A 25,140-nucleotide genomic window follows, 5' to 3' on the forward strand; every position below is an offset into this window, starting at 1 on the left:
ATTGATTCATCGAACGGAACCGCGGGCCTCGCGCAGGAGACGCCGGCAGTCTCGGGCCAGGAGCGGGCTCATCTCGATCGCCATCGTGCAACTCATGTCCGCACGCGCCGCGTTCACCTGGCTCGCCCTGCGCAACACGGCCCACGCCTTCTCCACGGCTGGCGCCGGATCCCTCCCCTCACGCTGCTCGTGCTCGGCCTCGAGGAAGCGATCCAGGAGCAGCTCATCAAGCAACCAGGGGTCCTCTGGCGAGTCTCCAGCGACGGCACGAATCACCTCGATAGAGGACAACAACGACGGACGGGGATCCCAGCCGAGCACCAGGTCGTGATGGGCGCGAAGCCGGTACGCGCGCGCCTTCCATAGCGCCAGAACCGAGGGGTTGGAACCCGTCTGCTCGAGCCGGGCCACCGCGTGGAAGAGCGTCTGAAGAGCCTCCGGCGCCTCGCTTCTCCGGGCGATCTCCACTTCGAGCCGGACCATCGTCGCCTCCAACAGCCCCCCCAGCGGTAACGCGAATGCCGGGTCGATCCTCAGAGCCCGTTCGTATTGGAGGACCGCCTTCTCCAGCAGCGGTACCGCGTCCCCTCGGCGCGCACGGACCCTCCTGGCCTCCTCGAGATACGCCTCCCCCAGTTCGTTGTGCGCCCAGGTGAAGCCCGGCTCCAGCGAGAGAACCTGCTGGTAGGCTGCGATGGCCTGGTCCATGGAAGCCTCGCGGCCCAGTTCGTGCTGCACCCATGCCTGGAGATAGAGGGCCTGCGCCACCGCGTAGTGGGCCATGACACTCCTGGGGAGCGCCCGCCTTCCCGCCTCGGCATTCTCGAGCGCCTCCTCCACCACATGGACCGTGTCCTCCGACACATGGCCACTCAGCACATGAACTCGAGCCATGAGCATGAGGGCCCTCTGCAACAGGGCCTCTTCATCCCTCGAACTCGCTCGCACCGCTCGGTCACACGCCGCCTGGGCCGCATCGAAGGAGGGTCCGGATGGCAGGTCCCGCGAGAAGTCCGCCCACCCCATCTTCTCCCACAGCTCGCACTGCGCCCGGTGGACGGCCGGATCGCTGCTGCCCATCTCCGCCGCCTCCCGGTAGGCCTCCGCCGCCCGCTCGAAGTACCCCTTCATCTTCTCGTAGTCGAACGCCGCGTCGTGCCGGTACTTGCTGCCCTCGGCGAACAACGCGTCCCCCTCCAGCTTCTTCGGCTCGTACATCCACGGCGCCTTGGTGAAGGCTGCCCTCGCCTTGGCGATCGCCTCCTCATGACGGCCCTCGTACAGGGCGATCAACCCCTCCGCGTACTCCGGCACCTCGAGCCTCGCCCCCATCGCCGCCCGCAGGTGCAGGAGCGCGGGCGCTCGCAACTCCTTGTCGAGCAGCGCCACCTTCTTCTGCCGCTCCGCGGGCTGGGTGATGCGCCGGGTGTCCTCCATCGCTCGCCGGTAGAGCTCGCCAAGCGCCCCTCCCAGCGCGTACTGGAGGCTCGCCGACGAGTACCCGGCCGCCAGCGCCTGCTCCAGGTGCTCCCGCGCCTGCTGCGGCTCACCGAGCGCGAGCTGCCCCAACCCGAGCGCATAATGTCCGGGCCCCCGTCCCGCCGCGCCCGAGGCACTCATGGACCGCGCGATCTCCGCGAGCCGGGCGCGCACCACGTCCCGCTCCCGCTCCACGTCATGCAATGGCAACCCGTACGCCGCGCGGAGGAACAGCTCCATCTCCTTCACGCTCTCGCCCAGCTCCCGGGCCAGCCGTGCCTGCTCCGCCGCGTACCGCTGACCGCTCACCCAGACGGCGCCCAGTGCGAGCACACCCACCACGAGCGCTCCCAGGCTCACCGTGAGCAGCTTGTGCTTCAGCGCGCTCTTCCAGAGGCGGTACCCCCAGGAGGCCCGCTTCGCCTGGATGCGCTCGCCGTCCAGGACACGTCCCAACTCCTCCGCGAGCGCCCTCGCCGAGTCGTAGCGGCGCGCCGGGTCCCGCTCCAGGCACTTCATCACGACGAGCTCGAGATCCTTCGGGACGCCCGGCTTCACCGCCCTCAGCTGCGGCGGGTCATCCATCGCCGACATCAGGAGCAGCTTCCACGGATGCTCCGAGACGAAGGGCGGCCGCCCGGCGATCACGTCGTACAGCGTCGCCCCCAGTGAGTACACGTCCGAGCGGCGGTCCAACTGGTGCACGTCCCCATTGGCCTGCTCCGGTGACATGTAGGCCGGCGTCCCCAGCACCTCTCCCGTCTGCGTCTGTCCCCGCTCCGCCACCTCTCGCGCCAGGCCGAAGTCCACCACATACGGCTTCCACGTGCCGTCCTCTCGCTGCTCCACGAGGATGTTCCCAGGCTTCAGGTCCCGGTGGATCAACCCCTCCCGGTGCGCCTCGTGCACCGCCGTGGAGACCTGCTGAATCAGCTTCACCTGCTGCTCGAGCGTCATGCGCTCGCGCATGCGCGACAGCGGAGCCCCATCGATGTACTGCATCACGATGTACGGCTCGCCATCCGCCATCCCCGCCTCGAACACACCGCACACGTGCTCGTGCTGGATGCGCGCCTGGGCCCGGGCCTCCACGATGAACCTCCGGCACAGCGACGGCTCGCCGCTCTTGAGCAGCTTGAGCGCGATGGTCCGTCCGAGCCGCGGATCCACCGCCCGGTAGACCGTTCCCATCGCGCCTTCGCCCGCGAAGCGGATGTCCTCGAACCTCGCCGCGAGGGACGGAGGAATCCTCCTGCGCTCGGGAGATGGCTCGGCCTCCTCCTCCTTCTTTCTCACGAAGGTCGGCTCGAGCTCGGGCGGGGGGGCGCCCTGGCTATCATTGGTCCTCATGGGGCTCCTGAGCACACATTCCCCACGCGTCAGGGATATGCACACCGGCCGGGCAGGCCCCTGGGAGGGACCTGCTTCGGATAACCCCATTGGCGATCCGGTGGAGGGATGGGATTGCGCAACTTCCACCAGGTTACAGAAAACACGTCATGGCGCGAGCACACGTGCCCGGGCAATGTCCTCCGCAGGAACACCCAGTTCCAACACCACCTCCGCCCCAGGCCCCCGCACGTCCGCGACCCAGGCCCGGCCTCCGTGGCGCTTCGCCACCTCCTGAACCACCGCCAGCCCCAACCCCGTCCCCGCTCCCTTCGGCTCCACCCGGTGGAAGGGTTGAAAGACGGACTCCCGGTGCTCGGCTGGAATGCCAGGGCCCTGGTCCCTGACCGACAATCTCCACCGCTCGCCCTCGCGCTCCAGCCGCACGGAGATTTCCGTCCCCTTCGGCGCGTACCGCAGCGCGTTCGCCAGGAGGTTGTCCACCGCCTGCCTCACCGAGGACGCATGGAAGGTGCAGGGTGCTGGCTCGGGCCCCTCCACCGTCACCCAGACGCCCCGCCCCTCGGCCTCGGCGCGCGCCGCCGCCGTCGCGTCCTCCACCACCTCGCGCAAGTCTCCCGCCCGCACCTCCCAGCCCCCTCGTCCGAACGAGGCCAGATCCAACAGGCTGCCCGCCAGCGCGCTCAGCCGCTCCACCTCGCGCCGCGTTTCCTCCAGTGCCTCGCGCAGCGACCGCGCATCCCGCTCCTTCCACAACGCCAGGTCCAGGCTCGTGCGCATCAGCGCCAAGGGCGTGCGCAGCTCGTGCGCTGCCCGGGCGATGAGCTGCTCCTGCGCCTCCCGCGCCTCGTTGAGCCGCGCCGAGGCCTCGTGCAGCGCCCCCTCCACCTCCGACACCTCGTCTCCCCGCCGCCCCTTCGCCGGCCTCCCTGGAAGCACGCCCTCGCGCAGCCGGCCGATGAGCCCCCGGAGCTGATCCAACCGCCCGGCCAGCCACCGCGCCTGCCACGTCTGCAGGCCGAAGAGCACCACGCCCAGCAACACCGCCACCGCCAGCGTCACCACGTGGAAGGCCCGCACCGCCGAGTCCTGCTGCGCCAACGACGCCGACAGCCGCAGCGTGTACACCCCGCCCGCGGGAGCCCGGACCCCCAGGGTGAGCTGCCGCAGCCGCGCTCCATCCACGCCCTTCACCGTCTCGAAGCGCGGCGGCTCTCCCGGCGGATGCGGTGCGGGGGCCGGCCCATGCACCCCCTCGGCCGAGGACGGATAGGACACCAGCCGCTGGCCTTCCGGCGCGAACAGCTCGGCCGCCGGCGCGAAGGGGCGCACCTCCTTTTCCAGCGGTGAGCTCAACATGTGCAGGTGCGGCTGGCCTCCCGGCCCGTCGAAGAGACTCACCGACTCCACCGCCGCCTGCGCGAGCAACGCCCGGTCCACCGAGCGCGCCAGCCACGCCTCGAAGAACTCCGCCGCGAGCGTCAGCGTCAGCAGGATGCCCGCCATGGGCACCAGCGCGCCCACGAGCCACAGCCGTGTCGCCAGCCTCACCCGTGCCCCTCCACCACCAGCCGGAAGCCCACCCCGCGCACCACCTGGATGGACACCCCCGGCTCCACCTCCAGCTTCTTCAACTTCCCCCGCAGGTAGCCCACGTACACGTCCACGATGTTCGGCGGCCCGTCGAAGCTGTCACCCCAGACATGGCTGAGCAGCGTGGAGCGCGCCAGCACCTCGCCCGCGTGGCTCGCCAGCTCGGCGAAGAGCGCGAACTCCCGCCCCGTGAGCACCTGCTCCCGCTCCCCATGCCGCAGCACCCGCCGCCGCGAGTCCAGCACCAGCGGGCCCACCTGCTGCGCCGGCCCCTGTGCGTCACCCCGGCGGTGCAGCGCCTCCAGCCGCGCCAGCAACTCCTCGAAGGCGAAGGGCTTCACCAGGTAGTCGTCCGCTCCCGCGCGCAGCCCCACCACCTTCTCGCCCACCGTGCCGCGCGCCGTGAGCATCAACACCGGCGTGCGCAGCCCCTGCTCGCGCCAACGCCTCAGCACCGCCACCCCATCGAGGTCCGGCAGGTTCCAGTCCAGCAGCACGGTGTCGTAGGCAATCTGCAGCGCCTGTTCCAGCGCGTCCTCGCCCCGCTGACACACGTCCACCTGGTGCCCCGCCTCCGTCAGGCCCCGTTGCAGCAGCCGGGCCATCTTCTCCTCGTCCTCGACGAGCAGCAGCTTCATGCGCGAGCCCTCTTCACACGGCCCGTCAGCGTCCCCTACCGCCCTCGCCATTCCAAGCGGTAACCGTGCTGGCGGCCTGCACCTCGGGCAAGCGAGCCGGACTCACTGGCAGGTGTCCGTCTCGAGCTTCACCCGGACGGTCTCCGTCCACGGCGCGGCGAACAGGTTCGGCCGGCACTTCCAGTAGGGGCCATCCTTCACGCACGACAAGGCGCACGGTCCCAGCGGCACGAGGCCGCACAGTGGCAGGTTGTCGCAGAGCCGCGCCTCGAACAGCGGCAGTCCCAACAGGCCACACGACTGGGGCAGCAGGGACTCCCAGCAGACGAACACGTTGAAGGCGGGCAGGATGCCCAGCAGGGGCGTGGTGGACGAGAACAGGTCGCCGAAGACGGTCGACTCCTCGATGGAGTACTGCGCGTCGAAGGATGCGTTCCGCGCGATGGCGGGAGCGGGCCCCTCGAGGAGGATGGGCACGGGAGCCCCGTAGTAGTTCAGCCGCTGGACCATGCACGCCGTCACGTACCGGCGGCCCTCGGTGTTCAGCACGCTGCCGGACCACGAGGGGGCCAGTCCCCACCAGCCCGTGTAGAGCTCGCCCGTCACGGGATCGATCACCGATTGCTGCCGGGTGAGGGCACACTCGACGGCGGAGCGGAGCACGTGCCGGCACTGCGCGGAGACCTGGCTCAGGGGGATATCCGGCAGGAACCCCGCTCCCTGATCCAGGGCGCCACGGCCCAGGTTCCGGAGCGCCTGCTGCGTGCCATGGGCCCAGAAACAGGCGGGAATCGTGCCGTTCAGCCCCTTGGGCGGGTCACGCTCTTCATTCGTTGTACCCACCGCCTGTCCGATGGCCGCGAACTGGGAGTCCTCCTCGACTCCTCCGCATCCAGCCAGACCTGTCAGCAAGACAAGGGTGAACAGCAGACGTGCGAAATGGAGCTGCATGGGACCCCCCCGGTTCCGCTCGGACCTCGAGCGTTTACATCATAGGTACCCGTATCCAGCAGGATTTCAAAGATGAATGGAGTTACATCAGTAACCCAGATGTCTTGAATTCATCGAACGGAGCGGCTGGCCTCGTTCGAGAGGCGTTGGCACTCCCGGGACAGGAGCGGGCTCAGCTCGACCGCGGCCTCGCAGGCCTGCCTGGCGCGCTTCACGTCCACCCCGGCCACCTTTCGCAGCACGTCCCGCGCCTTCTCCAGGGCGGGCTCCGGCTCCCGTCCCAGGCGCCGCTCGTTCTCGGCTTCGAGGAGATGGCACAGGAGCAACTCCTTGAGCAGCCGGAAGTCCTTCGGTGCTTCGCCAGCGAGGACGCGGCTCACCTCGACCGCGGCCAGCAACGACGGATGAGGATCCCGTCCGAGTACGAAATCGTGGTGGGCGTGGAGCCGATGCGCACGCACCTTCCACAGAGCCACGACCGACGGGCTGGAGTGCAGGTGCTCGAGCCGGGTCACCGCGTAGGAGAGCGCGAGGAGCGCCCGCGGTGCCTCGCGCCTCCGAGCGATCTCCGCTTCGAGCCGGACCTTCGCGGCCTCCAGCAGGCCACCCACCGGTAACGCGAATCCCGGGTCGAGCGCCAGGGCCTCTTCGTACTGCCAGGCCGCCTTGTCCAACAGCGGCGCCGCCTCGCGTCCCAGCGCGATGGCCCTCCTGGCCTCCTCGAGATACGCCTCTCCCAGCTCGTTGTGTGCCCAGGTGAAGCCCGGCTCCAGGGAGAGGACGTCCTGATAAGCCGCGATGGCCGGCTCCATGGAGGCCTCGTGGCCCGACATATAAAGGAGCGAGGTCCGAAGGAAGAGGGCCTGGGCCACCGCGTAGTGGGCCAGGACCTCCCGGGGGCGCGCCCGCCGCCCCGCCTCGGCGGCCTCGAGCGCGTTCTCCACCAGCGGGAGCATCTCCTCCGAGTCCCTGATACTCCGCACATGCAACCGCGCCAGGAGCACGAGCGACCGCCGCACCAGCGGCTCTCCCTCCCGCGAGCTCGCTCGCACCGCGCGGTCACACGCCGCCAGGGCGGCCTCGAAGGAGGGGCCGGGCGGCAGGTCTATCGAGGAGTCCGCCCACCCCATCTTCTCCCAGAGCTCGCAGTGCGCCAGGTGGATGGAGGGATCGCTGCGGCCCATTTCCGCCGCTTCCCGGTAGGCCTCCGCCGCCCGCTCGAAGTAGCCCTTCATCTTCTCGTAATCGAACGCCGCGTCATGCCGGTACTTGCTGCCCTCGGCATACAGCGCATCCCCCTCCAGCTTCTTCGGCTCGTACATCCAGGGGGCCTTGGTGAAGGCCACCTTCGCCTTGGCGATCGCCTCCTCATGACGGCCCTCGTACAGGGCGATCAACCCCTCCGCGTACTCGGGCACCTCGAGCCTCGCTCCCATCGCCGCCCGCAGGTGCAGGAGCGCGGGCTCTCGCAGCTCCTGGTCGAGCTGCGCCACCTTCTTCTGCCGCTCCTCCGGGTGGGTGATGCGCCGGGTGTCCTCCAGGGCTCTCCGGTAGAGCTCTCCGAGCGCCCGCCCCAGCTCGTACTGGAGACTCGCCGACGAGTACCCGGCCGCCAGCGCCTGCTCCAGATGCTCCCGGGCCCGCGCGGGCTCACCGAGCGCGAGCTGCCCCAACCCGAGCGCGTAGTGCCGGGGGCCCGTTCCCGCCTCGCCCGACACACCCAGGCTCCGGGAGATCTCCTCGAGCCGGGCGCGCACCACATCCCGCTCCCGCTCCACGTCATGCAATGGCAACCCATACGCCGAGCGGAGGAACAGCTCCATCTCCTTCACGCTCTCGCCCATCTCCTGGGCGATCCGCGCCTGCTCCGCCGCCTGCCGCTGGCCACCCACCCAGACAACGCCCACCCCAAGCGCCCCCGCCAAGAGCGCCCCCAGCACCCCCGTGAGCAGCTTGTGCCTGCGGGCCTTCTTCTGGAGACGCTGACTCCAGGAGGCCTGCTTCGCCTGGATGCGCTCGCCGTCCAGGACACGCCCCAGCTCCTCCGCGAGCGCCCTCGCCGAGTCGTAGCGGCGCGCCGGATTCCGCTCCAGGCACTTCATCACGACGGTCTCGATATCCTTCGGGACACCCGGCTTCACCTGCCCCAGCGGCGGCGGATCCTCCATCGCCGATATCATGAGCAACTTCCACGGCTGCTCCGATACGAAGGGAGGCCTCCCGGCGATCACGTCGTAGAGCGTCGCTCCCAACGAGTACACGTCCGAGCGGCGGTCCAACTGGTGCACGTCTCCATTGGCCTGCTCCGGGGACATGTAGGCCGGCGTCCCCAGCACCTCTCCCGTCTGCGTCTGTCCCCGCTCCGCCACCTCTCTCGCCAGTCCGAAGTCCACCACGTACGGCTTCCACGTGCCGTCCTCTCGCTGCTCCACGAGGATGTTTCCCGGCTTGAGGTCCCGGTGGATCAATCCCTCCCGGTGCGCCTCGTGCACCGCCGTGGCCACCTGCTGAATCAGCGTCACCTGCTGCTCGAGCGTCAAGCGCCCGCGCATGCGCGACAGCGGCACCCCATTGATGTACTGCATGACGATGTACGGCTCGCCATCCGCCATCCCCGCCTCGAACACGCCGCACACGTGCTCGTGCTGGATACGCGCCTGGACCCGGGCTTCCGAGATGAGCCTCTTGCACAGCGACGGCTCGCCGTTCTTGAGCAGCTTGAGCGCGATGGGCCGGCCGAGCCGCGGATCCACCGCCCGGTAGACAGTCCCCATCGCGCCTTCGCCGGCGAGCTGGATGTCCTCGAACCGCTCGGCGAGGGACGGAGGGATCCTCCTCCGCGCCGGAGATGACTCCGCCTCCCCTTTCATCGGAACCGCATCGACTCCGGGAGCGGCCTGACTGTTCTTGGGCTGCATGGCACTTCCCCCCACGGACATTCTCCGTCCGCCTCCGTCCGTCAGGAGGGCACCCCTGCAAGGGACCGCGCTCGATGGCGATCAGGTCAACAATCGCCCCCCGGAAATCCCTTGGACTCCCCACTGATTTTACAATCAAGCTGTACTTTCATGTAGGCCACCGTCCCCTAAACGGGTTTTCCAGGCCCGCGGCGCTTCACGCGGTGGCTTCCCGAGGGCCCTCCTCCGGGTGGATCTCCGCGCTCCCGGGCGTCCCCGTGCGCGCTCCCGCGAACCACGGGTAGAGCGACGGGAGGATGACGAGCGTCAGCAGCGTGGACGTCACCAGGCCCCCCACCACCACGGTGGCCAGCGGGCGCTGCACCTCGGCACCCACGCCGGTGGCCAGCATCATCGGCACGAAGCCCAGCGCCGCCACCAGCGCCGTCATCAGCACCGGCCGCGAGCGCTCCTGGGCCGCCAGCAGCACCGCCTCCTTCACCGGCAGGCCGCTCGCCTCGTGGTGCAGCAGCCTCGACATCAGCACCACTCCGTTGAGCACCGCGATGCCCGACAGGGCGATGAAGCCGATGGCCGCCGAGATGGACACCGGCATTCCCCGCAGCATGAGCGCCACCACCCCTCCCACGCACGCGAAGGGCACGTTGGTGAAGATGATGAGCGCCGGACGCAGGCGCTGGAAGGTCAGCCAGAGCACGGCCACGATGAGCACCAGCACCGCGGGGATGACGAGCGAGAGCCGCCGCGCCGCCTCCCTCAGCGTCTCGTACTGGCCGCCCCATTCCAGGCGGTAACCGTCCGGCAGGCGGACCGTGGAGGCCACCCTCGCCCGCGCATGCTCCACCACCGTGCCCAGGTCCGCTCCCCGCACGTTGAAGCCCACCACCAGCCGGCGTTGCCCGTCCTGCCTGCTCACCAGGCCGGGCGTCGAGACGAGCTTCACGTCCGCCACCCGCGACAGCGGCACCGTGCCTCCGGAAGCCACCGGCAGCGGCAACTCCGCCAGCGAGAAGGCTCCCTCGGCGCCCGACAGCCGCAGCAGGATGGGAATCCGCACCGCCCCGTCATACGTGGCCCCCACCTCCAACCCGGTGCGCACCGCCTGCACCGCCTCCAGCACCTCGCGCACGCTGAAGCCCACGCGGGCCGCCTCCAACGGGCGCGGCACCACCTCCAGCATCGACACCTCCGGCGGCGCCAGCACCCGCACGTCCGCCGCTCCGGGCTCCCGGCCCACCTCCGCCGCCACCTGCTCGGCCAGCCGCCGCAGCGCGCCCAGGTCCTCCCCGTACACGCTCACCGCCACGTCCGTCACCGAGCCCCCCAGCAGCTCGTTGAAGCGCATTTGAATGGGCTGCGTGAAGGACGGCTCACTCCCCGGAGCCCGCGCCTCCAGCACGGCCGCCATCTCCTCGATGAGCGCCTCGCGGGTGAGGCCCGGCCGCCACTGCGCATGCGGCTTCAACTGGATGAAGACGTCCGCCTGCTCCAGGCCCATGATGTCGGTGGCCACCGCCGGGCTGCCCACGCGCGACACCACCTGCGTCACCTCGGGGACGTGTTCGAGCAGCACCGCCTCCAGGTGCTCCGCCTCGCGCGCCGCCGCCTCCAGGCTGATGTCCGCCGCGCGCGTCGTCTGCACCACCATGTCCCCCTCGTCCAGCTGCGGGGCGAACTCGCTGCCCGCGCGCAGGAAGAGGCCCACGCCCAGCGCGAGCAGCACCACCGCCACGAGCGCCACCCGGCGCGGGTGGTGCACCATGTGGTTCAGCACCGGCCGGTACACCGTGTCGAAGAAGCGCACCAGCAGGGGCGGGTGCTCGGGCACGTCCTCGGGGCGCAGCACCAGGCTGACCATCGCCGGAATGAAGGTGAGCGACAACACCAGCGAGGTGGCCAGTGCCAGCATCACCGTCACCGCCATGGGGCGGAACATCTTCCCGTCCACCCCACTGAGCGCCAGGATGGGCACGTAGACGAGCAGGATGATGAGCACCGAGAAGAACACCGGCCGCGCCACCGAGCCCGTCACCTGAGACACCTTCTCGCGCCACTCGCCCCGGCCCGTCCGCTCGTGCCCCATGTGGTGGAAGACGGCCTCCACCATCACCACCGCGCCATCGACCAGCAGGCCGAAGTCGATGGCCCCCAGGCTCATCAGGTTGCCCGGAATCCCCAGCAGCACCATGCCCACCGCCGCCCCCAGCATGGACAGCGGAATCGCCGAGGCCACCACCAGCCCCGCCCGGAAGCTGCCCAGCAGCAGGAAGAGCACCGCCATCACCAGCAGGCCTCCCTCCAGCAGGTTCTTCGCCACCGTGCGCAGCGTGCCGCGCACCAGCGTGCTCCGGTCATACACCTCGTCCACCCGCGCGTCCCCGGGCAGCGCCTCGCGCACCTGCTCCATCCGCGCGTGCAGGCCCTCCATCACGTCCAGCGCGTTGGCCCCGCGCAGCATCTGCACCATCACGTACACCGTCTCGCCCCGGCCGTTGGACGTCGCCGTGCCGATGCGCGGCAGGGCACCCGGCACCACCTCGGCCACGTCCGCGAGCCGCACCGTCCGGCCGTCCGCGCCCCGCACCACCGCGCCACCCAGCTCGCTCGGGCCAGGAGGCCGCGCCACCGCGCGCACCAGCACCTGCCGGTCTCCCGTCGCGAGGCTCGCCCCGGGCGCGCTGCCCGACACGTCCTCCAGCGCCCGTTGCAGCGCCTCCAGCGTCAGCCCGCGCTGCGCCAGCTTCACCGGATCCGCGCGCACCTCCAGCGTGCGCTGCTGCCCTCCCCAGTTGTTCACCTCCACCACGCCCGGCACTCCGCGCAACAGCGGCGCCACCCGCAGCTCCGCCAGCTCCAGCAACTCCGCCGCCGTGCGATGGGGCGAGCTGACGGTGAAGTGGAAGATTTCGCCCAGGCCTCCCGTGAGAGGCCCCAGCTCCGGCGCCTCCACGCCCGGGGGCAGCTCGCCCGCCAGCGCGTTCAACCGCTCCTGCACCAACTGGCGCGCGCGGTACGGGTCCACGCCGTCCCCGAAGACGGCCGTCACCGAGGAGATGCCGTAGCGCGACAGGCTGCGGTGCTCCTCCAGCCCCGGCACGCCGCCGAGCCCCGTCTCCACCGGCCGCGTCACCAGCCGCTCCACTTCCTCGGGCGTCATGCCCGGAGCGCGGGTGAGCACCAACACCTGGTTGGTGGTGATGTCCGGCAGCGCGTCCAGCTCCATCCTCACCGCCACCACCGAGGCCAGCACGGCGAACAGCGCCGTGAGCCCCAACGTCCAGCCCCGGTGCTTCACCGAGCCGCGTACCAGCCGCTCCATCATCACCCCTGCCCTCCCGCCACCGGCACGCGCGCCGCGTCGGCCGCCACCGAGTCCGACTCCTTCAACGGCCCGTGCACCAACGCATCCGCGCCGGACTGCCCCACCACCTTCACCGGCTGGCGGCGATGGCCCTCGCCCTCGCGCACCAGCACCGCCACCTCGCTGCCCTCCAGCAGCAGCGCCCGCGCGGGCACCACCTTCACCTCCGGCAGCCCGTCCGCCCTCACCCGCAGCGTGCCCTGCAGGCCCGCGGGCAGGGAACGTGCCGGCTCCGGCTCGAACCACGCGGCCAGGGTGCCATCCCTCACGTCCACCGAGGGCGCACGCCCCACCAACCGCACCGGCACGGCCCCGAGGCCCGGCGCGGAGAACTCGAAGGCGGTGTCCTCTGGCAGCGCCAGCGAGAGCCGGGCCTCCAGGCGCGCGGGGCCCTCGCCCGCCACGCGAACCAGCGGCTCCGAGCCGCCCTCGTGCGTCTGACCCAGGACCGCGTCCACCGCGGTGACGATGCCGTCCACCGGGCTGCGCAGCGCCACCGTGCCCCGCAGCGCCACCCCGGCCGCCGCCGAGCCCTCCAGCCCCGCCACCTTTAATAAGGCCCGCGCACTCTGCTGCGCCGCGCGGGCCTCGGCCAGATTCGCCTCGGCCTCGGCCAGCTCGAAGACGCGGGCCATGCCCTGCTCCTGGAGCGCCTTGAGCTGTGCGGTGCGGCGCTCATAGGCCTCGCGGCGCAAGGAAGCGGCCTCGTGCTCACCCGCGGCCCGCACCACCTCGGGCATGAGCACCTCGACGAGCACCTCGCCCCTGCTCACCTTCTGGCCAGGCCTCACGGCGATGCGGGTGACACTGCCTCGAAAGGGCAGGCCGAGCGCCGCGGCGCCCTCGGGGTGGGGGAGCACATGGGCGGGGGCCTCCGTGAGGGGAACGCCCCGGGGAGGACGCGGGTGCACCCAGGCAGTGCGCGCGCTGGACTGCGCGGGCGGAGGCGCCACGGCTGGAGCGGGGGGCGAGGAGCAGCCGAGGGCCGCGCCCAGCAGGAGGACGGAGGAGAGCAGCGCGGAACGGCTCATGGCGTGGAGACTCCGGAGAGAGCGTCGATGAAGAAGCGGGCCTTCACCCGCGCCCAGGCCTCCCCGGCGCGGGCGTGGCCCAGACGGATGCGGGCGGCGGCCAGTGCGCGGCGAGCCAGCACCACCTCGGGGACGGTGGAGTCCCCGGACTGGAAGAGGAGCTCGCGCAGCCGGGCGGCCTCCTCGGCGGAGGGCAGCAGCTCACCCCGCAGCGCCGCCAGCACCTGGCGCGAGTGCTCCACCTCATGGAGGGTGAGGGCCAATCCGGCGGCGGCGCGGTGGCCGACGTCACGGGCCTCGCCCTCGAGCCGCTCGGCGGAGGCCAGCAGCGCCCCCTGGTCCCGCTCCCCGCGCTCGAAGAGGGACGGCGTGAGCGTCAGCGTGAGGGCCCCACCGGCCGCCCCGTCATACTCGCGCAGCCCGGCGACGCCCACCTGCAACAGGGTGCCTCGGGAGGCGTGGGCCTCGGCCGCGCGTGCCCGCTCCAGTTGTGCCCCGAGCGTCCGCGCCGCCGCCTCTGGCATCCGGGAGGCCCGCGCCACCAGCGGTGCCCACTCCGCGTCCGGGGGCAACTCCACCTCGGGCAGCGCACCGGTGGCCTGGAGGGGGCGCGAAGGGTCCTTGCCGAGCAACATCGCCAGTGCGACCCGGCGCTCGGCCACCTGTCCCTCCGCGTCCAGTTCCGCGAGCCGGGCCTCCGCGAGGTACGCGCCGGCCTCGGCCAGCTCCAGCTTCGTGGAGGCGCCCAGCTTCGCGGCCCCCTGCACCGCGTCGCGGAAGGAGGTGGCGAGCTTCAGCTCATGCCCGCTCTGGATGATGGCCTGCTCGGCGGCCCAGAGCCGCAACCACGCCTCGGCGATGGCGAGTTGGCGCGAGAGCAGGACGGCGCGGGCCTCGGCGTCGAGCACGGCCTCCTCGGCGCGGATGGCGGTGTTCCGCGCGCCCGTCTGGCCCGAGAGGCTGAAGGTCTGGCTCACGCCCACGCGCAGGTCCGCGCCGCGCTCGTCCGCGCGCTGGCGGTAGCCGGGCTCGACGGTGAGCTGGGGGTTGAAGACGAAGGGAGAGAGACGCGCGCCTTCGGCGCGGCGGACCTCGGCGGCGCGGGCGGCGCTCTCGGGACCAGGGGTGCGCCCGGCGAGCGCGAGCGCCTCCTCGAAGGTCAGGGGAGTGACCTCCGGGGGCGAAGCGGCCAGCACGAGCGCGGCGAGGACGGCAACCATGACGCGCACCGTAAAGGCCGCGCGCCCAGGCCGCTTGAGAGGACTCTGAGAGGTTTCTCAGAGTCCCGGCATGCTCCCTCTCCCCCTGGGAGAGGGCTGGGGCGAGGGTCTACGGTCCACGCGTGCGGGAGCCGGAGTACGGCCGCGCTACTCCATGCGCAGGACGGCGACGTCGGGCTCCAGCTTCTTCACCGGCCCAGGCACCACGGCGAGCTCCCCGTTCTTCACCCCGCACGTGGCCTCCGCCGGAGGCACCACGCGCACGGGGTTGAGTATCTCGGGCCGGCCGAACTTCACCGCGCTGGTGGCGAGCATCCGCTCCTGCTTCTTCCCGCTGTCGCTGTCGCTGTAGACGACGCTGATGGCCTGGAAGGGCGTGGGCAGCTTCAGCTTCATCCGGTAGCCCTGCTTGCCGGGCAGCTCGGCGCGCTCCACCTGGAGCGTCTGCTTGGGCGAGCCGAAGGCCGGGAACACCTTGCCATCGGCGACGCGGATGCCCCACTGCGAGGGCAACTGCGCGGCCGCGGGCTTGCCACAGCCGGTGAGCTCCTGGGGCGGCTGAGGCGCCAGCCAGAGCTCCACGTGGTCATCGTTGAGCCACTTCGCGCTCGGGCCCGTCCACTTGTTGTCCCGCACCTCGACGAGCAGGGTGTCCGGCGCCACCAGCAGCGCCTTCAGCCCCGCGTCCTTCGGGTCGTCCTGGGTGCCCAGCAGGAAGTTGCCCGCCTCGAAGCCACACGCGCCGAGCCCCGCCTGCTTCCACCCACCCTCCAGGTACGCCTTGTCCACCTGGACCTGGGGCAGGAACGGCAGCGTCCGCTCGCCCAGGGAGGCCTGGCCCGGCTCGCACTCAGGGGCGGCCCGGACGACCTCGCCGCGCAGCTGCTCGGCGTCCCAGTAGTCACCGCTCTCCTTCTGCTCCGCGTCCATGCCGTCGGTGCTCCGGTGGCCCTCGATGACGAGGCGCAGCGGGGAGAGCTGCAACGTGCGCGAGACGGACCAGCGCTGGCGGCTGCCACCGCTCTGCTCGTGCGTGAAGCGGTTGTCGGCCACCGTCACCAGGTCCTCGCCCACGCCCGCGGAGCCATAGCCGTCATTGCACACGGACAGCAGGAGCTGGGCGGGCTGGGAGGGGCGCACCAGCCACCACTCGAGGGCCTCGCACTGGCCTTCCTCGCGGGAGCCTTCCTGCTTGCGGTTGCCCGGGCCGAACTTGCGCCCAATGAGCTCGGCCGCCGTGTCCACGTCCGCCCAGCCGAGAGACAGGTGCTTCACCTGCAGCGAGCGGCCCTGTGCGTCCTTGCCCGCGTCGAGTGTCTCCACGACGCGGCAGGGCTCACGCTTCGCGCAGAGCGGGTCCTGGGAAGAAGCGGGCGGAGCACCCAGCAACGACAACACCAATACCGAGGCAGTAGGGTTCATGGCGGCGCAGCTTGCACCAGCATGCGGGGCGGATTGAACCCCGGTCACGAGGGCGGCCTTCTCCCGCCTTGCAAGACACCCGGCAGCGGCAGCGGACAGGACCATGGCATGGTTTCCGGACCGTCCTGCCCCTGTCCGCCCCCAGGGACGACGAGCGGACACGCCCGGGTCCCTGAAGAACAACGGACCCATCGACAGGTTCAAGCCAAGGGAACACAGGCGTTCGAGCATCGAGAACGCGCGAGCACCCACCAGGAGAGTCACCGCTTGGAGACCCAACTCCCGCTCGAGCAATACCGGCTGCTGGTCGAGCATGCCCCGACGATGGTGTGGCGCTCTGGGCTGGATGGCCTGTGCAACTACTTCAACGCCACCTGGCTGAGCTTCACCGGGCGTCTCCTGGAGCAGGAGTTGGGTAACGGCTGGGTCTCCGGTGTCCACCCGGACGACATGAAGCACTGCCTGGAAATCTACGGCGCCCATTTCGAGCGGCGGCGGCCCTTCGAGATGGAGTACCGGCTGCGGCGCCACGACGGCCTCTACCGCTACATCTTCGACCGGGGCGTGCCCCTCACGGATGACGCGGGCCGCTTCGCGGGATTCATCGGCAGCTGTGTGGACGTGCATGAGCGCCGTGGGGCGGAACGGACCAAGGCGACCTTCCTGTCCCTCGCCGCCCATGAACTGCGCACCCCCCTCACCTCGATGCAGATGTACCTGGAGGCGGTGCGCCGACAGCTCGCCCAGGGAGAGCCAGTGGCAACTGGCGCGCTGACACGGCTGGGTGCTCAGCTCGAGCGCGTCTCCTCCCTGGTGCAGAATCTGGAGGACACCGTACGGCTGGACGCGGACATGCCGCTCGTCCTGCGCAAGGAGGAGTTGGACCTGGCCGTGCTCGTCGAGACCGTGGTGGCCCATCACCGCGGCACCGGCACGCCCCGGGCCCGCGGACGGCAGCGCTACGCCTTCGAGCTCTCCCTCGGCCCGGGCCCCTGGCGTGTCCTGGTGGATCGCCAGCGCATGGCGCAGGTGGTGAACAACCTGCTCACCAACGCCATCAAGTACTCGCCCCAGGGAGGCACCCTCCGCATCACCCTCACCCGTGTGGGAGACACGTTCGAGCTGACCATCTCGGACCCAGGCATCGGCATTCCCGCCGAAGACATCGCCCTTCTGTGCCAGCGCTACTTCCGCGCGAGCAACGTCTCCGCGGAGAACTTCCCTGGGCTCGGGCTCGGCCTGTCACTCGTCAAGGACATCCTGGAGGCGCACCAGGGCGGGCTTCGCATCCAGAGCGAGCAGGGACGGGGAACGGCCGTCACCGTCTTCCTTCCGGGAACGCCCGCCGGAGGCCAGACATGAAGCGACTCCTCGTCGTAGACGATGACCCGGACATCCTCGAATCCCTCACGATGCTGCTCGAGTCCCGCTACGCGGTCACCCCCGCGGAGGACGGCAACGCCGCGCTGGAGCTGCTGGGCGAGCAGACGTTCGATGCCGTGGTGCTCGACCTGATGCTGCCCGTGCTCAACGGCACGCGCGTCCTCCAGGAACTGCGCCAGCGGGGCCACACGGTTCCCGTCATCCTCATCTCCGCGCACCAGGAGCTCGACCGGCAGGAGGGGCGGCATCGCGAGCTGGGCGCCTTCTCATCCCTGCGCAAGCCCTTCAACATCCAGGAATTGGAGAAGCAGCTCGAGCAGGCCCTGGGTCCATCAGGCGGCCCACCCGAGCCCGCGGTTCCATCCGGAAATGACATCTGGCCGCCCTGGTGAACGGGCCCGGCTCGGGCACTCCGGGCCCCTCTGGTACACTGGGCGCATGTTCCTCAAGGACGTCGAGAAGCACGAAGGCACGGGTTCCTATTCGGAGCTCATCCGGCGCGCACGGAGCAGCGGAGCGCCGCCCTCCGGCCTCTGGCACCTGTTCGCGTTCAAGCCGGAGATGACGGAGGCGCTGGCGCAGTTCACCCAGGCGGCGATGCGCGGGCCCTCGCCGCTGCCCGCGGGCATGCGCGAGCTGATCGCCGCCTTCACCTCGCGGCGCAACCAGTGTGTATTTTGAACGAACTCCCACGCCGCGGTCGCGGCGCGAATGCTGGGCGATGAGCAGAAGGTCCAGGCCGTCCTGGAGAACCCCGACACGGCTCCCATTCCGGAGGCCGAGCGGGTGTTGTTCCGTTTCCTGGAGAAGGTGAATCGAGAGGCGGAGAACATCCGCGAGGAGGACGTGGAGGCCGTGAAGGCGGCGGGCTGGACGGACGAGGCCGTCTACGACGCCATCACCGTCTGCGCGCTCTTCAACTTCTACAACCGGTGGGCGGATGCCACGGGTGTGCGCGAGCACCCCGTCGAGGTCTACGAGCGCAGCGCCGAGCGGCTCTCCAAGGGAGGCTATGCCGCGCCCCCCCCAGCGGGAGGAGAGAAGAAGACGCCCTGAGTTCCTTATGCTCCCTCTCCCCCCGGGAGAGGGTTGGGGTGAGGGTGCCCGGGCCCGTTCTCCAACCCGTGGCCCAGCGTGGGGACAGGGGGTTCAACCCGGGAGCCGTGGCACCCTCACCCCGTCCCTCTCCCGAGGGGAGAGGGGAAATACTCGAGGGGAAATACTCGCAGGGAAATACTCGCAGGGAAATACTCGAGGATCAGTGCACGCGGACGCGACGGGCGCGGCGCAGCACCGCGTCCGTCATGCCCCTGATGGAGACGACCTCGTCCACCGCGCCACGTTGGATGGCCGCCCGCGGCATCCCGAAGACCACGCAGCTCGCCTCGTCCTGCGCGAGCGTCTCCGCTCCGGCCTGTTTCATCGCCAGCAGGCCGTCCGCGCCGTCCTCGCCCATCCCCGTCAGCAGCACGCCGACGGCGTTCTCCCCCGCCGCCCGCGCCACCGACTGGAACAGCACGTCCACGCTCGGCTTGTGGCCGGACACCCGCCCTCCGTCCATCAACTCCACCTGGTAGTGGCCGCCGGTGCGCCGCACCCGCAGGTGCCGGTTGCCCGGCGCGATGAGCGCCCTGCCCTGCTGCACCCGGTCTCCCTGCTCCGCCTCCTTCACCTCGATGCGGCACAACTCGTGCAGCCGCTTCGCGAAGGCCGACGTGAACTGCTCCGGCATGTGCTGCACGATGACGATGCCCGGGCAGTCCGGAGGCATCCGCTCCAGCAACTGCCGCAGCGCTTCCGTGCCTCCCGTGGAGGCGCCCACCGCCACCACGATGTCCGTCGTCACCGTGAGCATCGAGGGCGGCGGCCGCTCGGTGCGCTCGAGGCGTTCCGGCTCCTCCTTCACGGGAGTCCCCCGCCGCACCAGCCGGGAACGGGCCCGGGCCGCGTTGCGCAACGCCTGCACCAGCCGCGCCCGGGACTCGCGCAGGAACTCCCCCACCCCGAGCTGCGGCTTGGCGATGATCTCCAACGCGCCCTCCTGCAGCGCGCGCACCGCCGTCTCCGAGCCCGGCCCCGCCAGCCCCGAGCACACCACCACCGGCACGGGCTCGTCCTCCCGCATCAGCTCGCGCAGGAACGTCAGCCCATCCATGCGCGGCATCTCCAAATCCAGCAGGATGACGTCCGGCCGATGGCTCTTCATCTTCTGCTTCGCGATGAGGGGATCCGACGCCACCTCCACCACCATGCCCGGAACGTTCTGCAGGAGCGCGAGCACTCCCTGACGCACCACCGCCGAGTCATCCACCACGAGCACTCGCAACAAGGAAGCCATGCCTCACCCTCGCCGGGTGGCCTCCCGGGTCAAGGGCCTCGGCGCGTAGACGGTGGGAATCACCGTGCGCACGCCCCATCCGGGGCCCGTGAGGCTCTCGGAGTGTCCGAGGAACAACAGCCCATGGGGGGACAGGTGGCTCAACAGCCGCTCCACCGCCCGCGTCTTCGAGGCCGTGTCGAAGTAGATGAGCACGTTGCGGCAGAAGATGAGATCGAAACGCCCCACCACGCCCTGCCCGTCATTCAGGTTCACCCGCTGGAAGCGCACCAGCGAGCGCAGCTCCGGGCCCGCCTTCATCTTCCCTTCCTGGCTGCCCACCCCGCGCAGCATGTACGACCGGAGGTAGCTCTTCGGAATCTCCTCCGCCTTGTCCACCGGCCAGAGCGCCTGGCGCGCCCGCTCCAGCACGCGCGTGGACAGGTCCGTCGCCAGGATGTGGATGTCCCAGCCCTCCTCTTCCGGCAGGTGGTGGCGCAGCACCATGGCCAGGGAGAAGGGCTCCTCGCCCGAGGAGCACCCCGCGCTCCACACCCGCACCCGGCGCCCCTCGCCCGTGCCGGTGTCTCCATTCTCCCGCCACCGGGGCAGCACCTCGCGCTCCAGCAGCTCGAAGTGCCGGGGCTCGCGGAAGAAGTGCGTCTCGTGCGTGCAGATGGCGTCCAGCAACCGCACCCGCTCCGGCTCGTCCTCCTCCACGCGCCGCAGGTAGGCGCCGAACGACAGCCCTCCCAGCTCGCGCAGCCGCCGCGACACCCGCCCCACCAGCAGCGCCTTCTTCGCGTCGGACAGCCAGATGCCCGCCTCACGGTAGACGAGCCGCTGGTACCCGGCGAACTCCCGCTCCGTGGGCGGCGCGGACTCTCGAGACAGCACGGTGGTGTCCACTTCCCTCTGGGTCTCGCTCACGCCGCGCTCTCCCTCATGTCTCGGGTGCCGGTGACGGGAGCACGCGGGGGCAGATGCGCCAGCCGCCCGGTACCCTCCCGCAGGTGGAAGAAGGACACCAGCCGCAGCAGCGCCGCCGCCTGCGCCGACAACTCCTCGGCCGTGGACGCCAGCTCCTCGGATGCCGAGGCGTTGCGCTGCGTCACCTCGTCCACATACCCCATTGCCTTGCCCATCTGCGCTACCCCCGTGGCCTGCTCCGCCGACGCCACCACCACCTCCTGCACCAGGTCCGCCGTCTTGCGGATGGAGGGCACCAGCGCCCCCAGCAGCTTCCCCGAGCGCGTCGCTACCTCCACGCTGCTCGTCGCCAGCCCGGAAATCTCCCTGGCCGCCGTCCGGCTCCGCTCCGCCAACTTGCGCACTTCCGTGGCCACCACCGCGAATCCCTTTCCGTTCTCTCCGGCTCTCGCCGATTCAATCGCCGCGTTGAGCGCCAGCAGGTTCGTCTGGTAGGCGATCTCCTCGATGATGGAGACCTTCTCCACGATGGAGCTCATGGCCTCCACCGTCTCCTTCACCGCCCGCCCGCTCTCCTCGGCGTCCTGGGCGCCCTGCACGGCCATCCGCTCCATCTGCCGGCCGTGTTCCTGGTTCTGGGTGATGCTGGCCGTCATCTGCGTCAGGCTGGAAGTGCCCTCCTCCACGCTGCTGGCCTGCTCGCTGGTGCTCTGCGCCAGGCTCTGCGAGGAGACCGCGAGCTGGGAGGACGCCGAGGCCAGGGCGTCGGCGCCCTCGCGGACCTCACCGATGACCTCGGCCAGCCGGTGCATCATGTCGCGCAGGGACGCCAGCAGCCGTCCCGTCTCGTCCCGGGCCGTCTCCCCGATTCGCACGTCCAGGTCTCCCCTGGCGATGCGGTCCGCCACCACCACCGCGCGGGCCAGCGGCCCGGAGATGGACCGGGCGACGAAGAAGCAGAACAGCACGCTCACGGCGAGGCAGAGCCCCAGCACCCCGAAGATCCACCGGCGTGCGCGCTCGTGCGTGGCATTGGAGTGCGCCACCGCCTGCATGCTGGCCTTGTAGTGGGTGTCCCGGAGCTTGCGCAGCTGGGTGTTCGCCGCGAAGAAGTCGTGATGCGAGCCGTTGGCGATGAGCTCCTGCGCCTGCTCGATCTGCCCCGCCCGCGAGAGCTCGATGATGCGGTCATGCGAGGCCGAGTAGGTCTTCCAGAGGCCCTTGAACACCTCGAAGTCGCGGCGCTCCTCCTTGGAGACGGCGTGTGGTGCGAACTGCTCGAGGCCGTGCTCGAGCCTGGCGAAGTCATCGCGCATCCGCCGCTCGTAGTCATCCCGGCCCCTGACATCCCGGGTGATGGTGTGCAGCAGCTCGGCGCGGCGGAAGCTCGCGAGCCGATCCGTCGCGTCCGCGAGGAGGATGATGCTCGGCAGCCTGTCCGCGGACACCTCATCGGACGCGCCGCGCATGCCGTCCATGCACGTGATGGCGAAGAGGCCCAGGAAGGTGGTGAAGCCCAGCAGGACGCCAAAGGCGACGAGCAGCTTCGAGGAGATCCTCAGGTTGCGGAACCAGGTCATGGAGTCTCCACCGGGGCCTTGAGCGCGCTGGCCGCCAGGAGCTCCTGGCCGCTGAGCACCTTGTCGATGTCCAGCAGCAGCACGAACTTCTTCCCCGTGCCCACCCGTCCCATGCCCAGCAGGTAGTCCCCGTGGATGGGCGTTCCGAATGACGGCGGCGGCATCACCGCCCCGGGCTCCAGCTCCATCACCTGCCCGATGGCATCCGCCAGCAGCCCCAGCACGAGCCGCTCCTGTCCCAGCTTCACCTCCACCACCACGATGCAGCTCCACCGGCTGAGCACCGACGGCACCATCCCCAGCTTCACCGCCAGGTCCACCACCGGCACCACGCTGCCCCTCAGGTTGAACACACCCCTCACCCACGGCGGCGTTCCCGGCACGCGTGTCACCGTGTCGTATTCGATGATCTCCTTCACCTGCAGGATTCCGAGCGCGTACTCCTCCCCGGCGAGGATGAAGCTGAGGTACTGCGAGGAGGCGGCGGGCGTCTGTGTATTCATCGCGGCGGGCACCTAGAAACGCTTGAACTCGCGGTCCTCGTCCGGGAGCGCGGCGGAAACAGGGGCGGAGGCGCGAGGCGCCGGGGCTCCAGGGTGGGCGAGCGCACCCGCCTTCAGGTTGTTGAACCAGTTCATGACGGCGTGAGCGGGGAACGGCGGTCAGGCCACGGCGGCCGCGGGGGGGACGGCCTTCAAAGCCTGTTGGAGGAGCGCGGGCACGTCCAGGATGAGGGCCACGCGGCCATCTCCGAGCAGGGTGGAGCCGGCCAGTCCGGGCAGGCCCTGGCACGGCTTGCCCAGGGGCTTGATGACCGTCTGGCCCTGGCCGAGCAGCGTGTCCACGGCGAGACCCGCCAGGCCCCTGCCGTGGCCGATGACGACGATGCTCTCGCGCGGTGGCGACTCTCCTCCGAGCGAGAAGTGCTCGCGCAGGCGCAGGTAGGGCAGCGGCTCGCCCCGCAGGTTGAAGACGCCGGTGCGTCCGGGGCGGCTCTCGCCGGGCGGCAGCTCCACGCACTCCACCACATGCTCCAGCGGAATGACGTACGTCTCCTCCCCCGTCCCCACCGAGAAGCCCTCGATGATGGAGAGGGTGAGCGGCAGACGCAGGCTGAACGTGGTGCCCTTGCCGGGCGTCGTGTCCACGGAGATGGTGCCGCGCAGCGTTTCCACGTTGCGCTTCACCACGTCCATGCCCACGCCCCGTCCCGACAGCTCCGTGACGCGCTCGGCGGTGGAGAAGCCCGGCTCGAAGATGACCTGGAAGAGCGCGTCGTCCTCCGGCACCTCCTCGGGGCCCACCAGCCCGCGCTCGCGCGCCCGCGCCAGGATGCGCGCCCGGTCCAGCCCGGCCCCGTCCTCGGACACCTGGATGACGATGCTGCCCGCCTCGTGGAAGGCGCGCAGCGCGAGCGTGCCGGTGGGCTCCTTGCCCTGCGCCTCGCGGACCTCGGGCGTCTCCATCCCGTGGTCCATCGCGTTGCGGACGAGGTGGGTGAGCGGGTCGCGGATGAGCTCGGTGACGGTGGTGTCCACCTCCACCTCCTGGCCGCTCATCTCCAGACGCACCCGCTTGCCGGTAGCCAGGCACAGGTCCCTCACCGTGCGCGTGAAGGGCTGGAAGGTGCGGCCCACGGGCACCATCCGCACCTTCATCACCAGCTCCTGCAGGTCCAGGTAGAGCCCGTCCGCCTCGCGGTGCGCCTCCAGCAGTTGCTCGGGCGTGTAGCGGTGCGCCTGGGCCAGCATGGTGGTGAGCCGCCCACGGGCGATGGCGATCTCCCCCGTCAGGTCCAGCATCCGGTCCAGCCGGTCCAGTCCCACGCGCAGCGTGCGCTCCCGGGACGGGGCCGGCTCGGCGGGCTCGGCGCAGACGGGCCCGTGCCACTCCGCGCCTGGCTGCGCCGGGCCCGAGGAAACGGGCCGGGACGCCGCGACCGTGGAGGCCAGCAGACTGTGCACGTCGCTGGCCGGCAGGCGCAGGTCCGGCTCGGTCACGGGCCGCAGGCCCACCAGCTCACGCAGCGCGTCCACCGATTGCAGCAGCAACGTCCCCAGCCCCGAGTGCAGCACCAGCACCCCGGCTTCCAGCCGGGTGAGCAGCTCCTCCAGCGTATGGGCCAGCTCCACCGCCGCGGAGTAGCCCATGACGGCGGTGCCGCCCTTCAGGGTGTGGACGGTGCGGAAGACCGCTCGCAAGGTCTCCGGTCCGGGAGACGCCTCCAGAGCCAACAGCTCCTGCTCCAGGCTGACGAGCTGCTCTTCCGTCTCGGTGAGAAAGACGGCGTGAACCTTCTCCAACTCGGGATTCATCTGCCGGAGTCAACAGCAATCCCCACGCCATTGTTCAGCGGGTGACAACTCCCTGGAATTGCGTCCCGGCACCTCGGCCTGGCGCGCCATGTCCAGCATCCGGATTCTGGATTCCAGAATCCAGACACGAGCCCTGTCTCCCCGTGTTGCCTTCACGGAGAGCGAGCGGTGAAGCGACTGCCAGGGAACCCGCCCGCCCTGAACGGGACGTGGGGAGCCGGCTCCCGCCTTCCTCGGCGGACAGGCCTACGTGGGCGCGCTGGAAGAGGCCGTGACGCTCGTCTCGGGAGCCACCGCGGGCGGCTCGGCCGCCTCCACCGGGGCCTTGAGCGCGCTGGCCGCCAACACCTCCTGGGTGCTGAGCACGTGGTCGATGTCCAGCAGCAGGACGAACTTCTTGCTCGTCCCCACCCGCCCCATGCCCAGCAGGTAGTCCCCGTGGATGGGCGTTCCGAATGACGGCGGCGGCATCACCGCCCCGGGCTCCAGCTCCATCACCTGCCCGATGGCATCCGCCAGCAGCCCCAGCACGAGCCGCTCCTGTCCCAGCTTCACCTCCACCACCACGATGCAGCTCCACCGGCTGAGCACCGACGGCACCATCCCCAGCTTCACCGCCAGGTCCACCACCGGCACCACGCTGCCCCTCAGG

At 70.5% G+C, this 25,140-nt stretch carries 20 protein-coding genes; 4 read left to right on the top strand and 16 right to left on the bottom strand.

The genetic code is table 11. The features are described from left to right. Nucleotides 1–6: 6 nt before the first annotated feature. The 9 genes from BO221_RS48390 to BO221_RS48430 form a co-directional block, all read right to left on the bottom strand. Entirely contained in the window at nt 7–2,829 is a 2,823-nt protein-coding gene (locus BO221_RS48390; RefSeq protein ID WP_073567735.1) for a serine/threonine-protein kinase, read from the bottom strand. Between the two features lie 147 nt (nt 2,830–2,976). Beyond that, the gene (locus BO221_RS48395) at nt 2,977–4,380 is read right to left on the bottom strand and encodes a sensor histidine kinase KdpD (RefSeq protein ID WP_073567736.1); all 1,404 of its coding nucleotides are present in this window, start codon (nt 4,378–4,380) and stop codon (nt 2,977–2,979) included. After that, on the bottom strand, nt 4,377–5,060 hold the full coding sequence (locus BO221_RS48400) for a response regulator transcription factor (protein WP_073567737.1): 684 nt from the start codon (nt 5,058–5,060) through the stop codon (nt 4,377–4,379). The genes BO221_RS48395 and BO221_RS48400 overlap by 4 nt, the downstream gene beginning before the upstream one ends. A 102-nt stretch (nt 5,061–5,162) precedes the next feature. Further along, nucleotides 5,163–6,011: a hypothetical protein gene (locus tag BO221_RS48405; protein WP_073567738.1), complete on the bottom strand. Its 849-nt coding sequence runs from the start codon at nt 6,009–6,011 to the stop codon at nt 5,163–5,165. A gap of 110 nt (nt 6,012–6,121) precedes the next feature. Further along, entirely contained in the window at nt 6,122–8,929 is a 2,808-nt protein-coding gene (locus tag BO221_RS48410) for a serine/threonine-protein kinase (protein ID WP_073567739.1), read from the bottom strand. Between the two features lie 196 nt (nt 8,930–9,125). Further along, nucleotides 9,126–12,251 carry an efflux RND transporter permease subunit gene (locus tag BO221_RS48415; RefSeq protein WP_073567740.1) on the bottom strand — a complete coding sequence of 1,042 codons (3,126 nt, stop codon included), beginning with the start codon at nt 12,249–12,251 and terminating at the stop codon, nt 9,126–9,128. Further along, the gene (locus BO221_RS48420; RefSeq protein ID WP_073567741.1) at nt 12,251–13,321 is read right to left on the bottom strand and encodes an efflux RND transporter periplasmic adaptor subunit; all 1,071 of its coding nucleotides are present in this window, start codon (nt 13,319–13,321) and stop codon (nt 12,251–12,253) included. The genes BO221_RS48415 and BO221_RS48420 overlap by 1 nt, the downstream gene beginning before the upstream one ends. Further along, the gene (locus tag BO221_RS48425) at nt 13,318–14,541 is read right to left on the bottom strand and encodes a TolC family protein (RefSeq protein WP_073567742.1); all 1,224 of its coding nucleotides are present in this window, start codon (nt 14,539–14,541) and stop codon (nt 13,318–13,320) included. Before BO221_RS48425 ends, BO221_RS48420 begins: the two co-directional genes overlap by 4 nt. Before the next feature lie 147 nt (nt 14,542–14,688). Then, nucleotides 14,689–15,963: a hypothetical protein gene (locus tag BO221_RS48430; RefSeq protein WP_143196128.1), complete on the bottom strand. Its 1,275-nt coding sequence runs from the start codon at nt 15,961–15,963 to the stop codon at nt 14,689–14,691. 267 nt (nt 15,964–16,230) lie between these two features. Here BO221_RS48430 and BO221_RS48435 point away from each other — a divergent pair, with 267 nt between their 5' ends. Genes BO221_RS48435 through BO221_RS48450 form a run of 4 tightly spaced genes read left to right on the top strand, consistent with a single transcriptional unit; the run spans nt 16,231 to nt 18,402 of the window. Further along, the gene (locus BO221_RS48435; protein WP_073567744.1) at nt 16,231–17,325 is read left to right on the top strand and encodes a PAS domain-containing sensor histidine kinase; all 1,095 of its coding nucleotides are present in this window, start codon (nt 16,231–16,233) and stop codon (nt 17,323–17,325) included. Beyond that, a complete protein-coding gene (locus tag BO221_RS48440; protein WP_073567745.1) occupies nt 17,322–17,738 on the top strand; it encodes a response regulator transcription factor in 417 nt (138 codons plus the stop codon). The genes BO221_RS48435 and BO221_RS48440 overlap by 4 nt, the downstream gene beginning before the upstream one ends. A 46-nt stretch (nt 17,739–17,784) precedes the next feature. Beyond that, a complete protein-coding gene (locus BO221_RS48445; protein ID WP_073567746.1) occupies nt 17,785–18,027 on the top strand; it encodes a peroxidase in 243 nt (80 codons plus the stop codon). Nucleotides 18,028–18,057: 30 nt separating this feature from the next. Further along, nucleotides 18,058–18,402 (top strand): carboxymuconolactone decarboxylase family protein, encoded by a 345-nt coding sequence (locus tag BO221_RS48450; RefSeq protein ID WP_073567747.1) that lies wholly within the window; start codon nt 18,058–18,060, stop codon nt 18,400–18,402. Nucleotides 18,403–18,604: 202 nt separating this feature from the next. Here the strand turns inward: BO221_RS48450 and BO221_RS48455 are convergent, their stop codons facing one another. From BO221_RS48455 to BO221_RS48480, 7 genes are all read right to left on the bottom strand, one after another. Then, nucleotides 18,605–19,684, bottom strand: a complete 1,080-nt coding sequence (locus BO221_RS48455) for a chemotaxis response regulator protein-glutamate methylesterase (RefSeq protein ID WP_073567748.1) — start codon at nt 19,682–19,684, stop codon at nt 18,605–18,607. A gap of 3 nt (nt 19,685–19,687) precedes the next feature. Then, on the bottom strand, nt 19,688–20,593 hold the full coding sequence (locus BO221_RS55730) for a protein-glutamate O-methyltransferase CheR (RefSeq protein ID WP_083682627.1): 906 nt from the start codon (nt 20,591–20,593) through the stop codon (nt 19,688–19,690). Then, complete coding sequence (locus BO221_RS48465; RefSeq protein WP_083682629.1) at nt 20,590–22,173, bottom strand: methyl-accepting chemotaxis protein; 1,584 nt, start codon at nt 22,171–22,173, stop codon at nt 20,590–20,592. Before BO221_RS48465 ends, BO221_RS55730 begins: the two co-directional genes overlap by 4 nt. Continuing rightward, entirely contained in the window at nt 22,170–22,676 is a 507-nt protein-coding gene (locus BO221_RS48470) for a chemotaxis protein CheW (protein WP_073567749.1), read from the bottom strand. The genes BO221_RS48465 and BO221_RS48470 overlap by 4 nt, the downstream gene beginning before the upstream one ends. 12 nt (nt 22,677–22,688) lie before the next feature. Then, nucleotides 22,689–22,811 carry a hypothetical protein gene (locus tag BO221_RS57200; protein ID WP_255408555.1) on the bottom strand — a complete coding sequence of 41 codons (123 nt, stop codon included), beginning with the start codon at nt 22,809–22,811 and terminating at the stop codon, nt 22,689–22,691. Between the two features lie 24 nt (nt 22,812–22,835). Further along, on the bottom strand, nt 22,836–24,488 hold the full coding sequence (locus BO221_RS48475) for a chemotaxis protein CheA (protein ID WP_073567750.1): 1,653 nt from the start codon (nt 24,486–24,488) through the stop codon (nt 22,836–22,838). Nucleotides 24,489–24,734: 246 nt separating this feature from the next. Beyond that, nucleotides 24,735–25,140: chemotaxis protein CheW (locus BO221_RS48480; protein ID WP_083682639.1), on the bottom strand; the 406-nt coding region annotated here is incomplete at its 5' end.

It is taken from the genome of Archangium sp. Cb G35 (assembly GCF_001896145.1).
Lineage (GTDB): Bacteria > Myxococcota > Myxococcia > Myxococcales > Myxococcaceae > Archangium > Archangium violaceum.

What these genes read in the sequence shown, in the direction of transcription:
- BO221_RS48390 (WP_073567735.1), bottom strand. Translation starts at nt 2,829, where the DNA reads ATGAGGACCAATGATAGCCAGGGCGCCCCCCCGCCCGAGCTCGAGCCG.
- BO221_RS48400 (WP_073567737.1), bottom strand. Translation starts at nt 5,060, where the DNA reads ATGAAGCTGCTGCTCGTCGAGGACGAGGAGAAGATGGCCCGGCTGCTG.
- BO221_RS48405 (WP_073567738.1), bottom strand. Translation starts at nt 6,011, where the DNA reads ATGCAGCTCCATTTCGCACGTCTGCTGTTCACCCTTGTCTTGCTGACA.
- BO221_RS48410 (WP_073567739.1), bottom strand. Translation starts at nt 8,929, where the DNA reads ATGCAGCCCAAGAACAGTCAGGCCGCTCCCGGAGTCGATGCGGTTCCG.
- BO221_RS48415 (WP_073567740.1), bottom strand. Translation starts at nt 12,251, where the DNA reads ATGATGGAGCGGCTGGTACGCGGCTCGGTGAAGCACCGGGGCTGGACG.
- BO221_RS48420 (WP_073567741.1), bottom strand. Translation starts at nt 13,321, where the DNA reads ATGAGCCGTTCCGCGCTGCTCTCCTCCGTCCTCCTGCTGGGCGCGGCC.
- BO221_RS48425 (WP_073567742.1), bottom strand. Translation starts at nt 14,541, where the DNA reads ATGGTTGCCGTCCTCGCCGCGCTCGTGCTGGCCGCTTCGCCCCCGGAG.
- BO221_RS48430 (WP_143196128.1), bottom strand. Translation starts at nt 15,963, where the DNA reads ATGAACCCTACTGCCTCGGTATTGGTGTTGTCGTTGCTGGGTGCTCCG.
- BO221_RS48440 (WP_073567745.1), top strand. Translation starts at nt 17,322, where the DNA reads ATGAAGCGACTCCTCGTCGTAGACGATGACCCGGACATCCTCGAATCC.
- BO221_RS48445 (WP_073567746.1), top strand. Translation starts at nt 17,785, where the DNA reads ATGTTCCTCAAGGACGTCGAGAAGCACGAAGGCACGGGTTCCTATTCG.
- BO221_RS48450 (WP_073567747.1), top strand. Translation starts at nt 18,058, where the DNA reads ATGCTGGGCGATGAGCAGAAGGTCCAGGCCGTCCTGGAGAACCCCGAC.
- BO221_RS48455 (WP_073567748.1), bottom strand. Translation starts at nt 19,684, where the DNA reads ATGGCTTCCTTGTTGCGAGTGCTCGTGGTGGATGACTCGGCGGTGGTG.
- BO221_RS48465 (WP_083682629.1), bottom strand. Translation starts at nt 22,173, where the DNA reads ATGACCTGGTTCCGCAACCTGAGGATCTCCTCGAAGCTGCTCGTCGCC.
- BO221_RS48470 (WP_073567749.1), bottom strand. Translation starts at nt 22,676, where the DNA reads ATGAATACACAGACGCCCGCCGCCTCCTCGCAGTACCTCAGCTTCATC.
- BO221_RS57200 (WP_255408555.1), bottom strand. Translation starts at nt 22,811, where the DNA reads ATGAACTGGTTCAACAACCTGAAGGCGGGTGCGCTCGCCCACCCTGGA.
- BO221_RS48475 (WP_073567750.1), bottom strand. Translation starts at nt 24,488, where the DNA reads ATGAATCCCGAGTTGGAGAAGGTTCACGCCGTCTTTCTCACCGAGACG.